Source organism: Paenibacillus sp. FSL H8-0259 (genome assembly GCF_037963255.1).
GTDB classification, from domain to species: Bacteria; Bacillota; Bacilli; order Paenibacillales; family Paenibacillaceae; genus Paenibacillus_AQ; species Paenibacillus_AQ phytohabitans.
Window position 1 is genome coordinate 6,747,523 of the sequence record NZ_CP150147.1, and the last position, 18,126, is coordinate 6,765,648.

The 18,126-nt window shown below is 52.9% G+C and carries 15 protein-coding genes; 1 reads left to right on the top strand and 14 read right to left on the bottom strand.

Going from position 1 to position 18,126, the window contains the following annotated elements; translation table 11 throughout:
- Window positions 1–172: 172 nt before the first annotated feature.
- From NSU01_RS28845 to nifB, 10 genes are all read right to left on the bottom strand, one after another.
- Window positions 173–1,315, bottom strand: coding sequence for a homocysteine methyltransferase (locus tag NSU01_RS28845; protein ID WP_042139705.1), 1,143 nt, complete (start codon window positions 1,313–1,315; stop codon window positions 173–175).
- Complete coding sequence (locus tag NSU01_RS28850) at window positions 1,312–2,064, bottom strand: HesA/MoeB/ThiF family protein (RefSeq protein WP_076248401.1); 753 nt, start codon at window positions 2,062–2,064, stop codon at window positions 1,312–1,314. Before NSU01_RS28850 ends, NSU01_RS28845 begins: the two co-directional genes overlap by 4 nt.
- A gap of 37 nt (window positions 2,065–2,101) precedes the next feature.
- Complete coding sequence (locus tag NSU01_RS28855) at window positions 2,102–2,668, bottom strand: DUF269 domain-containing protein (protein WP_076248403.1); 567 nt, start codon at window positions 2,666–2,668, stop codon at window positions 2,102–2,104.
- Window positions 2,652–3,062 carry a nitrogen fixation protein NifX gene (nifX, locus tag NSU01_RS28860; RefSeq protein WP_039297710.1) on the bottom strand — a complete coding sequence of 137 codons (411 nt, stop codon included), beginning with the start codon at window positions 3,060–3,062 and terminating at the stop codon, window positions 2,652–2,654. Before nifX ends, NSU01_RS28855 begins: the two co-directional genes overlap by 17 nt.
- Complete coding sequence (gene nifN / locus NSU01_RS28865; protein WP_076248405.1) at window positions 3,037–4,365, bottom strand: nitrogenase iron-molybdenum cofactor biosynthesis protein NifN; 1,329 nt, start codon at window positions 4,363–4,365, stop codon at window positions 3,037–3,039. The genes nifX and nifN overlap by 26 nt, the downstream gene beginning before the upstream one ends.
- Window positions 4,355–5,719 (bottom strand): nitrogenase iron-molybdenum cofactor biosynthesis protein NifE, encoded by a 1,365-nt coding sequence (gene nifE / locus NSU01_RS28870; RefSeq protein ID WP_076248462.1) that lies wholly within the window; start codon window positions 5,717–5,719, stop codon window positions 4,355–4,357. The genes nifN and nifE overlap by 11 nt, the downstream gene beginning before the upstream one ends.
- Before the next feature lie 289 nt (window positions 5,720–6,008).
- Entirely contained in the window at window positions 6,009–7,568 is a 1,560-nt protein-coding gene (gene nifK, locus NSU01_RS28875) for a nitrogenase molybdenum-iron protein subunit beta (RefSeq protein WP_076248408.1), read from the bottom strand.
- Entirely contained in the window at window positions 7,565–9,022 is a 1,458-nt protein-coding gene (gene nifD / locus NSU01_RS28880; protein WP_042139711.1) for a nitrogenase molybdenum-iron protein alpha chain, read from the bottom strand. The genes nifK and nifD overlap by 4 nt, the downstream gene beginning before the upstream one ends.
- Before the next feature lie 132 nt (window positions 9,023–9,154).
- Window positions 9,155–10,021, bottom strand: a complete 867-nt coding sequence (nifH, locus tag NSU01_RS28885; RefSeq protein WP_039297719.1) for a nitrogenase iron protein — start codon at window positions 10,019–10,021, stop codon at window positions 9,155–9,157.
- A gap of 6 nt (window positions 10,022–10,027) precedes the next feature.
- Window positions 10,028–11,395 (bottom strand): nitrogenase cofactor biosynthesis protein NifB, encoded by a 1,368-nt coding sequence (gene nifB / locus NSU01_RS28890; RefSeq protein WP_042139712.1) that lies wholly within the window; start codon window positions 11,393–11,395, stop codon window positions 10,028–10,030.
- 729 nt (window positions 11,396–12,124) lie between these two features.
- Here nifB and NSU01_RS28895 point away from each other — a divergent pair.
- The gene (locus tag NSU01_RS28895; protein ID WP_042139713.1) at window positions 12,125–12,952 is read left to right on the top strand and encodes a TerC family protein; all 828 of its coding nucleotides are present in this window, start codon (window positions 12,125–12,127) and stop codon (window positions 12,950–12,952) included.
- Between the two features lie 80 nt (window positions 12,953–13,032).
- On the opposite strand, the gene NSU01_RS28900 is transcribed toward NSU01_RS28895, so the two are convergent.
- The 4 genes from NSU01_RS28900 to NSU01_RS28915 all read right to left on the bottom strand — a co-directional run bounded on the left by NSU01_RS28900 (window position 13,033) and on the right by NSU01_RS28915 (window position 18,105).
- On the bottom strand, window positions 13,033–15,372 hold the full coding sequence (locus NSU01_RS28900) for an S-layer homology domain-containing protein (RefSeq protein WP_076248410.1): 2,340 nt from the start codon (window positions 15,370–15,372) through the stop codon (window positions 13,033–13,035).
- Between the two features lie 252 nt (window positions 15,373–15,624).
- Window positions 15,625–16,377, bottom strand: coding sequence for an ABC transporter permease subunit (locus NSU01_RS28905; protein ID WP_042139715.1), 753 nt, complete (start codon window positions 16,375–16,377; stop codon window positions 15,625–15,627).
- Window positions 16,371–17,153: an ATP-binding cassette domain-containing protein gene (locus NSU01_RS28910; protein WP_076248413.1), complete on the bottom strand. Its 783-nt coding sequence runs from the start codon at window positions 17,151–17,153 to the stop codon at window positions 16,371–16,373. The genes NSU01_RS28905 and NSU01_RS28910 overlap by 7 nt, the downstream gene beginning before the upstream one ends.
- Complete coding sequence (locus NSU01_RS28915; protein WP_256704044.1) at window positions 17,134–18,105, bottom strand: ABC transporter substrate-binding protein; 972 nt, start codon at window positions 18,103–18,105, stop codon at window positions 17,134–17,136. The genes NSU01_RS28910 and NSU01_RS28915 overlap by 20 nt, the downstream gene beginning before the upstream one ends.
- Window positions 18,106–18,126 lie beyond the last annotated feature (21 nt).

Here is an 18,126-nt window from a genome sequence, read left to right on the forward strand (position 1 = left end):
GCCCATTCTCCTTGCTTTCTTCCGAAGTAACATCCTGCTCAAAGTGTAGATGCTTCCTGCAAGCGATGCAAGTTATCTTTTCTGAAAATGGCGGTTTCACAGCAAAAAAGCAGCACTGTTCTCCCTAAGGAAAATCAGCACTGCTTAAAATAATCAACATTCCAAAGCTGTCCTATACCGCATTCTGGGCCCGCTGCTGCTCTTCCATCAGCCACTGCACCAGCATATACTCCGGTACGGTGCCTTTGCGGGCTTCCGCATATTCACGCACCTTCTCCAGCAGACGGCCGGCCGTATCGGCACTGACTTCAAGCCCCCGCTGCTCCAGCACATGGGTCACACCGCCGCTGCCGGAATGCTTGCCGAGCACGAAGCGGTGAGCCCGGCCTACCTCCGCAGGATCGAAGGACTGATACGTGGACTTCTCCTTCATCAGCCCGTCCACATGAATCCCCGATTCATGGGTGAAGGCAAGCTGCCCCACAATCGGCTTCGCGTCGCCGACACTGCGGCCGGAGGCGGCAATCACCATGTCAGCCAAGCCTTTGAGCAGCTCCAGCCGGACCGCACATTCTCCGCCGTACAAATAGCGCCAGGCCATGGCTACTTCCTCCATGGCCGCATTGCCGGTCCGTTCACCGATTCCGGCTACCGTTGTGCTGGCCCATACCGCCCCTGCCGCGATGCCGCTAAGCGTATTCGCGCAGGCCAGACCGAAATCATTATGGCAGTGCACCTCCAGCTCCACATCCCCAGGCACTGCACCCCGCAGCCGGCTCACGCGGTCTGCCATCTGCCCCGGATGATGCGCCGAGACGGTATCCGCATAACGGAACCTGCGGATACCTTCCTTATATAATGTATTTACCACTTCAATGAGGAAATTCATATCTGCCCTGGAGGAATCCTCCATGCCTACCGACACCGTCATGTCCTGCCGTAGCCCGTATTCCACTGCACGAAGCAGCTTGTTCAGACCTTCACGCTGCGACAACCCCAGCTTACCCTGCAGCTGAATCTCCGACACCGGAATGGAGATATGACTCCAGTTCACTCCGGTAGCCTTTGCCTTGTCAATATCTCCGGGAACCGAACGGTTCCACGTCATCAGCTTCATGGGGAGTCCCAATTCAGCGATGGCCGCGATATCCTCCTGCTCCCGTTTGCCCATGGCAGGAATTCCTACCTCTGCTTGCTCTACTCCGCACTCCGACAGCAACTTTGCGATTTCCAGCTTTTCCGCCCTCGTGAATGAAACTCCAGCCGCCTGTTCACCATCCCTCAGTGTCGTGTCACATAGCTTGAGACTTTTCACGGTTTACCTCCTTCTCCGCAGCAAGCGCAATTCGGATTACGGGTAATATGGACGCTATAACAGGCGAAGTCGAGTGAGCTGAAGCGATGCATTACGCCCGCATAAGTTGTCCCTACCCCTGTAATCCATTTTACGGCTTCCAGCGCTGCCAGACAACCTGCAATCCCGGAAGTCGCACCCAGAACAGGAAATCCGAACGGCTCCCACTGCGGCTGCACATCCGGATACAGGCATTCGAGGCAAGGCGTCAGTCCCGGAATCACAGTAGTCAGCGATATTTCAAAGCCATACATTGCCGCTTCCACCATCGGCGTGTTCGTATCGACACACAGACGGTTCAGCGCGTACCGCTCAGGGAAATCGTACCGGGCATCAATCACAATATCGGCATCCCTTACCCAGGGTCTGGCCGCGTTATATTCAATTTTAGAATTATAGCCTTCAATTGCCACGTGCGGATTCAGCCGCTGCAGCTGGGCAATAGCCGTACTCATCCGCTCCTGCCCCAAATGATCACTATCCATCAGAATCTGCCGGTTAAGATCCGGCGCAAGAATGTTTCCCTCATGGGCCAAAATAAGCCTGCCGACACCTGCCGCCGCCAAATAGAGTGCAGCTGTTCCCCCAAGTCCGCCGATGCCGGCCACCATGACCGTTGCTTCCTTCAGTGCCTTCTGCCCGTCTTCCCCGAGCAGCTTCAGCTGCCGGGCATACCGTTCCAGCTCCAAACCTCCGGCAAGCTGCTCCATCCCTGAATCCCCCTGTAACTGCGAATTAAGATCTGCTCTAGCCCTCCAGGCTGAACAGCCCGTGCTCTGAAGTCATCACCTTGTATTTCTCCAGAAAAGCCAGCCCCTCTTCAATGCACTCCACCCCGTACCGGATCGTCTTCTCTGCAGAAGTGAACGGGAAAGGTGCGCCCGCCCGTAAGCTTTTAAGCACCAGGATAACTCTGCCGCTATACAGCAGCCCCCGTCCAAAACCCTCGCCGTTAATCTCAGCGGTACTCTGGATCATAAGGCCCGTTCTTTCTTCCATCACTCCGGCCATCGCCTGGAACAGCAGTGGTACCTGCTGGCGCACCTTCGGTGACACGGCACAATTGAATTCGGATTGATTCTGATCCTCGGCAGTAGCCAGGAACAGCTTCCCGATCTTCTCCAGCGGCGGAAGCATGGCATTACGCCCGAAGAAATCTCCGGCATCCAGCAGATGGCACAGCCGCCGGACCAGAGCATCCGCTGTCTCCTGATTCAGTTCCTTGCGCACTTTCCGGCTGCGCAGCCTCATTGCCGGGGCTTCCGTGTTCCCCGTATCCTGCTGCACCGCATGCTCATTAGCCATGGGTTCCATTCGCTTCTCCCCCTTCGCTCCCGCTATTCTCCTCCGCCCGCAGAACCTTGGCCAGCCACATGGGCGGCTTACCCTGAAGCATCTCCACCAGCCGTTTCAGCTGTTCCTCTATGGGACTGCCGAAAGGCACCTTCACCGGCATGATCTTGCGGCGCGTCACCCGTGCGGCCGCTGACGCACCGATCTGCATGATGAAGATCAGGGTACAGTCGCTTACCGCATCCAGCCGGCTGTCGATTTTGCCTGCTTCATCCTGGTTCAGCACCGCTGGCAGCTTGCGCAGCTCAACCAGTGAGGCGCCTGATTTCGTTACATTATATACAGCAAACATCGGACTTTGTCCGAAATGGGCATTCACACGGTTTCCATCATCTGTGGCGAACGCTACTTTCACGGTGTCCTGCCTCCCTTTGCATTAACAAATTCCCTGCTTTATTACTCCATTCCATAGCGCCTCGGTACCCGACCGAGACAGACATATAAGCACCCAGCTCATTCCAGACCGGGAATCCGGCCGGCATAAACGCTGCTTCGATCCGCTGCGCACCTGCGAGCCCGTGGGAATTGCTGATCCACAAATCCGCTCCCTTGCCGAGTACCTCGGCATCATCCAGATCCCCCACCCATACCTCGCGTTCCATTCCGGCAACGAGCGGAGTTTCGTATGAGGTAATCAGCGCCTTCTGCTCTACCCCCAGCTCCTCCAGCCATCCCGATACCGAATACAAATGATCCGGTTCCAGCGCCGTCAGAGCCGACATTCCGGCGAACTGAAAATGGGCATCCAGCATGCTGTCGAGCAGATTCTCCCTCTGCCAGCAATAACGCAGCGGCACCGGCTCCCCGCTGATCTGATGCAGGAAATGCAGCAGTTCATCGGTGGCTTTGAGCCCCATAGCGCCTTCGAATACCTTATACGGCGTGCCCAGCGCATTGTGCAGCCGCCGGGCCGGACGCTCCATGCTCCCGCCGATGGCAATCGTCAGCCCGGACTGCAGGCTCTGCAGCATGGAATCCAGGGGAACCCCGCCCCGGGTCAGCGGCGAGAAGCCTGTCAGCAGATGGCCCGACAGGGACGTTGAGATATCCGGCAGCGCAATCACTTCGAACCCGAAGGAGGAGATGATCTCCTTCAGCTCCATTACATCGGCCGGGGTTAAGAATGATCCCGGCAGCAAGGTGATCTGCCGGGTGTTTACACTCCTGGACCCCCGGTGTCCGACCTGCTGGATCATCTCGTCAATCATGGCTTCTACCGTAGAGCTGAAGCCCGATTCCAGTGATCCGCGAAAATCAGGGAGCACGACGGAGAAGGCGAGGCCGCCGCGCATATTCCGCTCTCTTTTATACGTCTTAAGCATGTTCTGATAATCCACACCCGCCACATCGGTCAGCTCTGTTCCAATAATGCCGATGATATCGGGACGGTGCTTGCTCAGCACCAGGTTCAGTGCCTCTTCCAGATTGCGGTTGGCGTCGAAGATGACATCCATCTCCTGCAGCGCCGAGGTCTGCACGGCAATCGGTTCCCGGAAATGCCGGGTCAGCAGCGCCTTCGGAAAAGCGGAGCAGCCCTGGGAGCCGTGAATCAGCGGCATGGCCCGGTAACAGCCCTGCAGTGCCAGCACGGCACCCAGCGACTGCCCGATCTTCATCGGGTTGACCGATGCCGGCTTCTTTCTCCGGTTAACGGTCATAAGGAGGAGCCTCCTTATCCCATGGGGCCGGGCTCGCCGCCAGCTTCCAGATTGGATTGGCCAGCGAATAGGTCAGTTCCTTGGCCAGCCTCAGCAATCCCTCATATCCGGCATACGCCTTGTGCCGCTCCTGATTAATATCGATGAACGGGATCTGCTCTTTCATCGCCACGTACATATTGCGTCCGCCGGCAATCATAATATCAGCCTTGCGTTCCCTGACCGTCTTAATAATCCGGCTTGCTCCGCCTTCGGGAATGTATTCCGTATCGTCGCCCACCCGGTCGGCAATCCGCCGCACATCATCCTCAGTACTCTTGTTCGTGCCTACCCCGACTACCTGGACACCCAGCTCCTTCAGCGCCGAGATCACCGACCAGCTCTTGACGCCGCCTGTGTAGAGTACCGCCCGTTTCCCTTTCAGCAGCTTGCGGTATGGGCGCAGATCCTGGCTTAGCCGGGCTTCTTCCCGCTCTGTGAGCCGGTCCACCCGCCGCTCCATCTCACGGTCATTCATCAGAAACGCCATTTGCCGCAGCGAATAGGTCGTTTCCTTGGCACCATAGAACGAACCTTCGAAATATGGAATGCCGTATCTGGATTCCATCTCCTTGGCAAGGCCCAGCAGCGCCCGGCTGCAGACCACCATATTCACCTTCGCCCGGTGCGCCCAGGTAATCTCCTTGTAACGGGCATCTCCCGTTATCCGTGAGGTTACCGCTATCCCTGCGCTGTTCATCAGCTTCTCGATATCCCACATCTCACCGGCGATATTATACTCTCCGATCAGATTCACGCCCAGCGGCGTCAGCGGCTCCGGCTCTCCCGTACCGATGACGTACTGCAGCAGGGCATCCCCGGCCAGGCGGTTGCCGAGATTCTTGCTGCCGACGAAGCCGGGACTGTTCACGGGGATCACAGGAATCCCGATCCGCTCTGCCGCAGTCTTGCAGACCGCATCCATATCTTCGCCAATCAGCGCTGTCACACAGGTTGAATATACAAATATTGCCGGAGGCGCAAAGCGCTCGGCAATATAGTCGATACTCTCCTTCAGTTTCTTCTCGCCGCCAAAAATAATATCAGAATCCGTAAGATCCGTAGCGAAGCCATATTGGGACAGGGAGGGGCCGCTTGATAACGTTCCTCTGCTCTCCCAGCTATTACCGGCACAGGCAATCGGTCCATGGACAAGATGTGCAGCGTCCATAATCGGCAGCAGCGTAATTTGGGCTCCGTCGAAGGAGCAGCCCCCAGCTGCTTCACCCGGTTTGGGCCGCGGACAGGGCTTTGCTTTTGGGGCTATGCTCCCGCAAGCCTCGGAATCAAATTCGTCTTTTCGAACAGGGTCCATCGGCTCTTCATCTCCTTCGCTTAAGATGCTGTGTTTCACGCAAATCTTGCGCTGTTCCTGAGGCGGCATTTGCACATGATGGCAAGAATCCCGGCCCTCCGCTGCCCCCGCGGATTCCGGTCATAATAACCGCTGCCGAAATGTACCGGGGGACGAAGGATGCCAGGTTGAGTATTTTTACATTTATTCAAATAATTACATTGATAATATACATTTCATTTCAGAAATTTTCAGTAATCCCTCTCACTCTTAGTGATCACTTTAACTTAGATAGCTGATAAAACTATGTTTAGCGCACCAGCTCAAAGTTAAATCCGGAATTATTATCATCGAGCTGCTGGAGGGTGGTATTCACAATCAAGCTAAGCAGATTTAACGTCCCCTGATACCCGATAATGGGATAACGGTGCATATGATGACGGTCAAAGATCGGGAATCCGACCCGGATCAGCGGAACATCGGCATCCTTGGCGGCGAATTTCAGATGGGAGCTGCCGATTGCCAGATCAACCGTATCATTCAGCAGCAGCGAGCGCATATGCCACAGGTCTTTACCCACATGCACAGTTGCTTCTGAACCGTAGGGACTTGCCGCCAGCAGCGCCTCTGCTTCATCCTTGAACTTCACTTCATTGTAATCAACATCACCGTTCGAGCAGACGATATGCACCGGCTCCATCCCGGTTTCCAGACAGAATCCGATCAGACCGATCAGCAGATCCGGATCACCTACAAGCGCAACCCGCTTGCCGTGCAGGTAAGGATGACTGTCCATGAGCGCATCTACTACGCGGCCGCGTTCTTCGGTAAGTGAAGCAGGAACCGGCAAGCCGGTCAGTTCGCTGATCGTTTCCAGCAATTTATCAGTACCTTTAATCCCAAGCGGTGTCGATAATGCGGAGATTTGCTGCTTCCAGGTTCCGCTGATATATTCCTGCGTCTTTTTCAGCGTATATTTTTGCAGAGACAGGGTTCCCAGTGCATTCGCTGCCTGCGGAACATCCTCAAGCTTCGTGCCGCCATAGTAATACTCGTATTCTCCTGTGGCCGGGGAGTCATAGTTTCCGCTGTGGTCTCCCAGGATGGTGTACTTCGTATCAAAAGCCGCCAGAATCTTGCGCAGTTCAGCAAAGTTGCCGGTGTACGGCTCGAACCCCAGCAGAACATTCAGCTTCTCTCCGCTTTCCGCACCGCTTCCAGGCTTACTCTCGATTCCCGAACGGGTATAGAGGTAGCTCAGAATGCCTTTGATCATGGCGTCATAGCCTGTGATATGCGAACCTACGAAGCTTGGTGTGTTGCAGAAAGCTACCGGGTATTCTTCACTAATCACCCCTTTGATCCGGGCATTGCCGATAAAAGAGTTGAGGTCATCCCCGATAACCTCAGCCATACAGGTGGTACAGATGGCAACCATCTCCGGTTTGTACAGCGCGACACTGTTCTCCAGACCGTCGATCAGGTTATTCATTCCGCCGAATACGGCCGCATCCTCGGTCATTGAAGTGGAAACGGATGGCGTGGGTTCTTTAAAGTGACGGCTGAGATGGCTGCGGAAGTAGGCGTTGCAGCCCTGCGAGCCGTGTACAAACGGCAGTGTTTTCTCGAATCCGAGCGCGGCCATTACGGAACCCAGCGGCTGGCAGGCTTTATGCGGATTGATGACCACATTCTGGCGGCCAAAGTTCTTTTCCATATATTCAGCGGATTTGGAGTAAGCGAGTGCTTCAGCAGTTTCCTGCTCGCTGCAAGGCGCTTCGAACTGTTTCTTGTTCTCCCGCTGCTGAACATAACGCTCCTCCTTAAACAAGCTGGTATTATCTTTAATGTTCAGATCGTCCTTGCTCATATGCTCGCCTCCTCTGGCTGGATTTTGGATTTCCGGGTTACCAGATCCCATACCGGGCTGTTCACAGTCATATCCATATCCTTGGCAAAAACCTTAAAGCCGTCGAAGCCATGATAAGGACCGCTGTAATCCCAGGAGTGCATCTGGCGGAATGGAACACCCATTTTGTGATACACATACTTCTCTTTCACACCTGAACCTACCAGATCTATGTTCATTCTCTGGGTGATCTCTTCCAGCTCATAGGCTGTTGGGTCATCCATAATGATCGTTCCTTCCTGCAGCATCGGAAGCATCTTCTCATAGTCATCCTTATGGGCGAATTCGTAACCGGAAGCTACGATATCCATCCCCAGATCCTCATACGCTCCGATGGTATGACGGGAACGTAATCCGCCGATCATCAGCATGACCGTTTTGTTCTCCAGCCGGGGTCTGAATTTATGGATAATGGCATCCATCACCGGCTTATATTTGGCAATCATTCTCTCGCAGTTTTCCTGAATCGTAGCATCGAACAGAGCGGCGATCGCCCGCAGACTCTCATAGGTCTTGGTCGGTCCGAAGAAGTTGTATTCCAGCCAAGGTATACCGTAGGCCTTCTCCATATGATCTACCATATAGTTCATCGAACGGTGGCAGTGAATCAGGTTCAGCTTCGCCTTGTGGGCTACTTCCAGCTCATTGAGGGAGCCGTCACCGGACCACTGGGCAATCACGCGCAGGCCCATCTCCTCCAGCAGGATACGGGATGCCCAGGCATCACCGCCGATATTATAGTCGCCGATAATGTTGACATCATACGGGCCGGTCTCCGCCAGCTCCGCACGGCCCATGACGAAATCGCGGATTGCATCGTTTGCAATATGGTGGCCCAGCGATTGGCTGACCCCCCGGAACCCTTCACAGCGTACCGGAACAATCGGCATATCCAGCTCTTTGGACATCTTTTTGGATACCGCTTCAATATCATCACCGATCAGACCGACCGGGCATTCGGATTGAACCGAGATCCCTTTGGCCAGCGGGAACATTTCGGTGATTTCACGCATGATTACGGCCAGCTTCTTATCTCCGCCGAAGACAATATCCGTCTCCTGAAAATCACTGGTGATCTGCATAGCTGTAAAATTATCAATACCGAGCGTCCCGTTCGCAAAGTTACGGCGTGAGCCCCAGCTGTATTGACCGCAGCCGACAGGGCCGTGACTAATGTGAACCATATCCTTGATCGGGCCCCATACTACCCCTTTGGAGCCTGCATAAGCACAACCGCGCGGGGTCATCACACCCGGACGGGATTTAATATTGGACTTGACTGCGCAGGTCCCGCAATCTATTGCATTATCTGTAGCAACCTGGAAATGCTTCTCGCGGTCTTTCTTCGCTTTTTTCGGGTAAGCTTCCAGAACTTCTTCTACCAGTTTTTTATTTTCTTCGATATTCAGTCCCATGTATTGACCCTCCTTTTCTTGATGCAGGACGTCTAAGCCGCCTGCGTGGCTAATACCACCTGAGATGATCCGGCGAAGGCCGTCTCTCCACTCCCGTTCACCGGATCACTCTGTAGATTACGGCTTAGAGTCTTATTGACCGGAAGCCTGCAGCTTCTTGATCGCAGCTTCTTCATCTTCGATGATGCCGAATTCCATCAGCAGCTCTTCCAGCTCTTCCATGGAAATCGGAGTAGGGATGGTCAGCATTTTGTTATTGAGGATTTTCTCAGCCAGCGTTTCATATTCTTTCGCCTGCTGATGGGTAGGGTTATATTGGGCAACGGTCATTCTGCGCAGCTCGGCATGCTGAACGATGTTATCGCGCGGCACAAAGTGAATCATCTGTGTGTTCAGACGGCGGGCCAGCTCCATAATCAGCTCATCTTCACGGTCCGTGTTACGGCTGTTGCAGATCAGGCCGCCCAGTCTTACACCGCCGCTGGTAGCATACTTCAGGATACCGCGGGCGATATTGTTCGCTGCGTACATCGCCATCATCTCACCGGAACAGACAATGTAGATCTCTTGCGCCTTGCCTTCGCGGATTGGCATTGCGAAACCGCCGCATACAACGTCACCAAGCACGTCATAGGATACGAAGTCCAGATCCTGATAGGCACCTTCCTGTTCCAGGAAGTTAATGGCGGTGATGATCCCGCGTCCTGCGCATCCTACTCCAGGTTCAGGGCCGCCGCATTCTACGTTGATAATGTCACCGAAACCTGTCTGCAATACATCTTCAAGCTCAAGATCCTCTACCGAGCCAAGCTCAGCCGCCAGTTCAAGCACCGAGTTCTGGGCTTTCGTGTTCAGGATCAGACGGGTAGAGTCTGCCTTAGGGTCACAGCCTACGATCATTATTCTTTGTCCGAATTTTGTAGCCAGCTGAGCCAGGGTGTTTTGTGAAGTTGTCGATTTACCGATACCGCCTTTACCGTAGAAAGCTATTTGTCTCATTGTTCATCATCCCTTCGAAATGTTTATATTTTCAAAATAAGAGCTGTACTTGACGCTTTCGAGAATGGCTTCCTGAATTCCGCCTTTGCGGACGAGGGGCAGGACTCCGATCTTGTTCAGGCTGGCTCTTGGAGCATCGCCGATACCGGAGCAGAGAAGAATGCGGCAATCACTTAGAATGGAGATGATTTCTTGCAGCGTGGCGGCTTTGTCGCCGTTACAGTCTGCTTTGCCATGACAGTATGCTTGTATTTTGCGGACACCCAGGAGTTGTACATCTGCGCCGTCAGTGTCGTAAATCAGAAACTCAGTGGCATGACCGAAATGCTGATTCACCTTATCGCCGCCTCTAGTGGCAACTGCGACTCTGGTCTTCGGCCCGCCTGCCTGAATGCGTCTGGCCTGCTTGGCTTTGACGCGCTCGCGGATTTTGGTATCCAACTCACTCTGGAACATTGCCCTGGCTTCTTCATTAATGACCGGTTCAGCTTCCATCGCTTCAAGCGGGAAATCCTGATTGCGGTCCTGGCCAAGCAGCCCGATCGCATCCGCCCGGCATTGGCGGCAATGGCGCATGACCTTCATCCCGTCACGGCCTAGCAGCTCCTGCAGGTTAAGCAATTCCTTCGGACGGGGCGCTTTGCGTCCATCCGCTTCGTATTGGCTGCCCGGCGCGATAATCAGCGGTGTTACATTATGCAGCGTGGCCCCGAGTTCTTTTACTCTTTGGGACACGGCGGGCAGATGATGATCGTTGACCCCCGGAATCATAATCGAATTCACTTTGACCAGAATCCCCAGCTTCGCCAGCATCTCAAGCCCCAGCAATTGGCGGCTGATCAGCAGCTCAGCTGCTTCCCTTCCTTCGTACCGGACCCCTTCATCGAATACCCAGGGATAAATCGCCTGGCCGACATCAGGATCAATGGCATTGATGGTGATGGTGACATGCCGGATGCCAAGCTCGATAATCTCATCCACATGCCGGTACAGCGTAAGTCCGTTGGTACTGAGGCAAAGGGACACGTCTGGCACATACTTCTTGACCCGGGCAAAGGTATCAAATGTCTGCTCCGGATTCGCCAGAGGATCTCCGGGTCCGGCTACACCCACAACCGAGAGCTGCATCAGCTGAGCGGCAACGCCCCTCACCTTGCGTTCTGCCTGCTCCGGAGTAAGCACTTCACTGACCACACCCGGCCTGCTTTCATTTACACAGTCGAACTTGCGGTTGCAGTAATTGCACTGGATGTTACAGGCGGGAGCAACCGGGATGTGCATCCGGGCATAAAACCGGTGGGCCTCCTCGCTGTAGCAAGGGTGGCGGCTAATCTCCTCCTCCGCTTCACTTGATATACATGACGGCTGCATCATTTCCCACCTCCTAAAAGATTTGTAAGCTAAGCTTCCCTGTACAATCTTCGTACAAAACTCGCTTCGGAAGCATTCGCTTAGTTTTACGGAGTATCCGCTCCTTGAAACCACTTCGCAGTAAAACTCGCTTCGGAAGCATCACTCAAGTTTTGTAAGCTAAGCTTCCCTGACATTCCCATATGCGACAGTCAACTGGCTGCCAGCTCGGTTTAATGTTATGTTAATTAACACAAACCTTGCTTGCTGCTTTAATTAGTCTCATCATATTTTCATAACAGGGCATCGTCAATTAGCTTAAAGCTTGATTTGCCCTTAATTTCCTTATGTTTGCAGTTTCGACATATGGTATGTCAAGTTATATAACTCGTATATGCCATGTTTCCGTTTTCAAAACAATCATTTCCTGATGATATTTATTCTCATAAACATTGACAACGCCTCTCAACTCATATATGATACTTTTAGTCAGATACGTAAATCCTAAAATTTCATATATCCCGTAAAGGGGAGTAGCTGTTAGATAAAATCGTCAATACGAGAATATGAGGATATTCTCCGGTTTTATCGGCAATTTATCATTGTTAGCGAGACCTTTACCAATCAGGTTACCTTTATTCCAAAGGCTAATCTGTTTGGTAAAGGTCTTTTTTATATAGTTTTGGTTACAATAATGGTAATAAGGGTATTTTTTACGAAAAGTATCCAGAGCCACATGAGGAGGAAACAGCAATGGATTGGGGATTATTATTAGAATACGGATGGGTATTGCTCGTTCTGGTCGCACTGGAAGGGCTGCTTGCCGCAGACAACGCACTTGTATTGGCAATCATGGTTAAACATCTTCCTGATGAGGAACGTAAGAAGGCGCTCTTTTACGGATTGGCAGGAGCGTTTGTGTTCAGGTTTGGATCACTTTTCGTCATCTCTTATCTGGTCGACATCTGGCAGGTACAAGCTATCGGCGCAATTTATCTGTTATTTATCGCGGGGAATCATATCTTCCGGAAATTGCTGTTCAAGAAACCGGTCACGGATGAAGCAGCTGAAAGCGGCACTTCCGGGGCTGTCAACAAGAAGAAATCCAGCTTCTGGTTCACCGTACTTAAGGTTGAGATTGCAGATATCGCCTTTGCAGTAGACTCCATCCTCGCAGCTGTTGCCCTCGCCGTTGCTCTTCCGCCAAGCGGAATCGGCCACATTGGCGGGCTTGACGGCGGACAGTTCCTGGTAATCTTTGCGGGCGGATTCATCGGCCTGGTTATTATGCGATTTGCCGCTTCTTTCTTCGTCAAATTGCTCCACACACGTCCAGGTCTCGAAATTGCCGCCTTCTTCATTGTCGGCTGGGTAGGGATTAAGCTTGCCGTCATCACTCTTGCACATCCTTCGCTGGGTGTATTGTCTGAAGACTTCGCGCATAGCACCTGGTGGAAACTGACCTTCTACGTGGTTCTGATTATTATTGCGGCTACAGGCTGGTTCATGAGCAGCATCAAGACCGAAGACAATGTCGGCGAGAATCCCGTCAAGGAAGTCGACAAACAGCTCGGCAAATAAGCTTCTCCACTTCATAATGCGACGTCAAAAAGCCCGTTCCCGCCATAGTGGCGGAAACGGGCTTTGCTGTGCTCCATTCTCTATTGGCCGATCACCTGATCGGTTCTGCCCTGCAGCTCTACGAGCTTCATGATCACATTAGCTGCCTGCGCTTTGGTTACAATCTGCTGTGGATTGAACTTCCCGTTCTCTCCCTGCAGCAATCCCAGCTTAACAGCCAGTGCTACTGCCCCTTTATCCTGAATTGCCGCATTGTCACTGAAGCCGGTTATGACAGAATCATTACCCAGAAAAGCTGAAAGCTTATCGTACTTCAGGAAGGAGGCCAGCAGAACAGCAAGCTGTTCGCGGCTTAACTTACTCTCAGGCTGCAGCGCAGCCCCTCTGCTGATCCATTCACGCTCTGCCGCATAGCTGACGGCTTCATAATAAGGGCTGTCCGGACTCACTCCAGCCACGGCTTTAGGTTCAGAACCATTCGAATACCCTGCATAATACGGTGTTGAGGATCTGGCAATCAGGGTGAACCAGTCTCCGGCCGTTATCTCCTGGTCCGGATTCACCTTCTTATCCGCATCTACGCTCAGCACGCCGTAGTTCAGCAGCTCGGTCAGTGCCTGCTCTGCTGCATGCCCCTTAAGATCAACTGCCTCCGCTCCACTCCGTGATTGCAACGGGCTCTCGTAGGTCGTGACCCATTCCTTAGTTTGCGCATCCAGTACCTTATAGGTATCCTGAGAATCTGCCGGAGTCGGAGCATATACCAGCTTAACTACCGGTTCAACATACTTATTGTCTATATTATATCCGCCTATACTGCTGTACTGCAGCTTCAGATCATATCGGCCGAGATAGCTCTGAAGTGCTTCCGCCCCGGAAACTGCCGGAACAGGCTTATCTTTGAGCGCTTCATAACCGGTGTTGCCTGTATTCATGTAGCTTTGCAGTCTGCCGTAAACATCCATAGTCATGACTATATTACTGTCACTAACCGGAATACCCTGATAATAGCGCAAGAACTGGTAACGGTACCCCTTCCCGTCCTCAAGGATACTCCACTTTCCTCCATGCTCAGCCAGCTTAAGACTTCCGCTGGCCTTAGGATACAGACGGTTGATAAGCTCTATCGCCCTCTCCTTGGCTTGTGCCTGCGTCAGTTTGGTTCCGCCTGCAGGTGCAGGCTGTTCCTTCAATGCCTGGCCTCCATACTGCTCCAGCTGGAATTGAATGATTTCTCCGGTGCTGGAGTCTACTTCAGCGTACGTACGCTCCGGCATTGCCATATTAGCAGCCGTGCGGCTTGCTTCCCAGGATAATCTCCAGAGCTTTTGCTTATCATTCTGGGAATTCACGCCAGAGTTCTGGCCTGAAAGCTTGCGTTCTGCAGGAATCGCAGCGACCTGCTGTACCAGCTTCGCCGCTGCAGCTGCGGTCAGCCCGGCGGCGCTTGCAGGCTGGAAAGTATTCTTCCGCTCTGGAATCGCCTCATAAGTGACAGCTGCCGTAATTGCTTCGCCTTCATTATCTATGCTTTTGCCAGTCTGGGCATCTACAAGGGACAGGGATTCACTCTCAGGGCGCCAGCCCAGAATCCAGCGCACTGCCGCGCCATCTTTATATATAGGGATATAATAGAGGCCAACCTTAAAGTTCTCGGCAAATTGCTTGCTAGCTGATTCCGGGGAGACCGCCGGCTTCGCTGACGGATACACTCCGTCTGTAGCCGGTTTGCTGAATTGAACGATATTCCCGTTTCCATCGACGGAGATGTTCAGCATATCCGCTGCTGAGGGAAGCCCGTTTCTCAAGATTCTGAACGGAAATCTATATTCAAACATACCAAAGAGCGCGTCCCTGCCCATATAAGTCTGGTCGTTATCATCCAGTACAAGGTCCTTGGCTGCCAGGGATGGTGCGGCCGCGGCAATGAAGCTGCGGGCTTTCGCCAGCGCCTCCTCCCGGGAGAATTCCGGAGGGTAAAAGGCATTCTCCCTCAACATAGGATAAGAAATATACGTATTCACCAGATCACCTGTCATCGCATCGACCAAACTGGAGAACCCGTAACCTGAGCTGCCCAGCTGGTACTGCCACTGGACATTCCACACCATCTGGTTCCCGGAAGGAGGGTAAGAATCCGTGCCAAGCCGTACATTGGATACCGTCGCTTCCTTCAGAACGGGAAACAGCTCTCTTAGCTTGGCAATGGCCTGCTCCTGTGTGATTTTGGCCTTGGCCGGGTCCGGGGCTGCGGAATTGGCGGCCTGTCCGGCAGCTGCTGTGGAGAGAGGCACCCTTACCGAAGTGTAGCCGGAATCCGCAGCAGCCAGCCCGCCAGGCAGCAGTAATGCAAGCGCTACCGAAGTAATCAGGGCTGTCCGGGCGGTTTGCTGAATAAATTGATTGCGTTTACTGTTCAAAACATTTCATCCTCCTCAAATAAGTAACATGAATATTCTAATTATAATTATATTTAGATATATTTACCATGTTATATTTGCGACAGGAAATTACAGCATTCTCAAACAAGTAGAAACGGCTTTGCCGTCCTTTTAAGGGACGGTGTTGTTTCAGCGAGAAATAGAAGGATAAGTTATCGTGTGAAACATATAAATTCTTATATTTCAAAAGAAACGGGCACCGTCCTTATGCGGACAATACCCGTGTACAGACTACCGCCGCCACTTCATAAACCGGTAATCCAGCAGATCCACCAGCAGGAAAAGGACAAAGCCTACCAGACTGAACAGCATAATTCCCGCATACATCTCCGGATAATCCAGCCGCAGCCAGGCATCCATAATGAAGAAGCCCATGCCATGCTCCGTACCGTAAATTTCGGTGAAGAACAGCACCGATATTGCCGTTCCAAGGGAGATACGAATGGTGCTGAGAATGACCGACAATGCGCCGGGGAGCGTCACATTCCAGAACTTCTGCATGGAGCTGGCGCCGATGCTCGTCAGAACATCATATGTACTCTCAGGGATCGCCTTCACACCATCACGTACGGATATGATTACCTGGAACAGCAGGATCAGCATGATCATCAGCACTTTGGAGGTCTCTCCGAGGCCGAAGAACAGCATCACTACAGGCAATAGCGCAATCTTGGGAATCGGATAGGTCAGATACACTACCGGATCCAGCAGCCTGTTCCAGAGTGGAGAGCGGCCCATCAGCAGGCCTACCATCAGTCCGAGCAGCAGCGCCAGCAGCACACCCTCGAAGATCCGGAGCAGGCTGTAGCCGACGTTCAGCGCCACATCACGCGCACCCAGATGAAACATAGCTTCATAGACTGCACCCGGACTTGGCAGAATGGAATGATTCATCAGCAGATAGGCTATATACCAGATTACATTCATGCCCGCAAAAACGAACAGCAGCCGCAGCAGGTGAGGGAGATGCCGTTTTTTCACCATTTCTCCATCATTACCTTTCTGATTCTCTTACTTTGCTCGAAATACTCATCGCTCTCCCGCTTGTCCACATGCTTCATGGCAAACACAGCGGAGTTATCGAGAATCTCCGGCGGCTCCTGTTGCCCGGGCAGCATCACGATAATCTTCTGTCCCAGGAGAATCGCTTCTTCTATATCATGGGTGACGAACAGCGTGGTTGCCGGATGCGCCTGCCAGTTGTCGATAAAAATCTGCTGCAGCCCTTCCCGCGTAATGGCATCCAGCGCCGAGAACGGCTCGTCCAGCAGCAGAATAGTCGGCAGAATGGCGAATGCACGGGCAATAGCTACCCGTTGCTGCTGTCCTCCGCTCAGGGAGAGCGGAAACCGGCCGGCCAGCCCGGCTATACCCATGGACTCCAGCCAATGCAGGATTTGCCCGTCCTGCTCCTGCCTGTTTGTGCTCCCGCTGCCGGGGCGGGCAATTTTCATGGCAATCCTGATATTGTCACGGACTGTCTTCCAGGGCAGCAGGCCATAATTCTGCGGCACCAGGCCAATCAGCGTCTCCTTCTCATGGACGGATCTGCCGTTGAAGAGCAGTTCCCCCTCATACCCCGGCAGCAGGCCGGCAATCGCCCGCAGCAGCGTGGATTTGCCGCTGCCGGAAGGACCGATTACTGTGTATATCCCATGCTCCGGCAGGGTCAGATTCATCTCTCCGAGTGCCAGCTGTCCCTTTTCGTAGGCTACATGAAGGTTGTTAATGCGGAGTCCGCTATTCTTTAAACTGGACATCGGAGATCACTTCTTCAGCCGATATATTTTTGGTGAGCAGTCCTTTTTCACGCGCCCAGGCGAAGGCCGCTTCTACTTCCTTCACATCCACCTGGTAAGCAGGGAGATATTCCGGCACCTTAATCTCATTCTTCAGCGTGTCCGGATAACCCACTTCCTTGATAATCAGATCGATATATTCCGACTGGTCATGCGTTTTCATATAATCTACAGCTTCATCATAAGCGGCGTACATATCACGGATACCTTGTCCCTTGGCATCAATCGCACTCTGCGGGAAAGCCAGCACGAACGGATTGATTCCCGCACTATGGGTCGAGCTGAGGACACGCAGGCCAGCAGTTTTGCCCATGGTCACGAACGGCTCCGGAAGGACGGCTGCATCGGCTTTATTATTCTTGAGCAGCTCCAGGCGGGTTGGAATCTGCGGCACTTCGGTCACTGTAATATCGTCTTCAGTCAGACCGGCCTGCTTCAGCATCATCGCCACGGTATACTGGGTCGAGGTATTCTTGGACAGAATGACAGTTTTGCCCTTCAGATCCTTCACCTCTTTGACTTCATCATTTCCGGTCAGCAGATCAAATTCACCCGTTGTAGTACTGGTGATTTTGACATCCAGTCCCGCTTCATTATAGATGGAAATCGCTACAAGATCTGCGCTGAGACCATCTACTTTGCCGGCTTGAAAAGCTACATCCCGGTCCTTGGCGCTCTTGAAGGTCTGGATATCGAGGTTTACATTATGCTCTTTATCAAAGCCTTGCTCATGCGCAATAATAAATGGAATCGCATCAATAGAAGGCAGCAGACCCAGCGATAGGGTAACCGCCTCGGCTGGAGCTTCCGCAGCATTTCCGGAGCTTTCATTATCGGCATTGCCTGCATTATTGGAATTTCCGCAGCCAGCCGCTACCAGGCCAACCGCAGCGGTCAACATTGCTATTTTCATAAGGTGCTTCCAGTTTCTTCT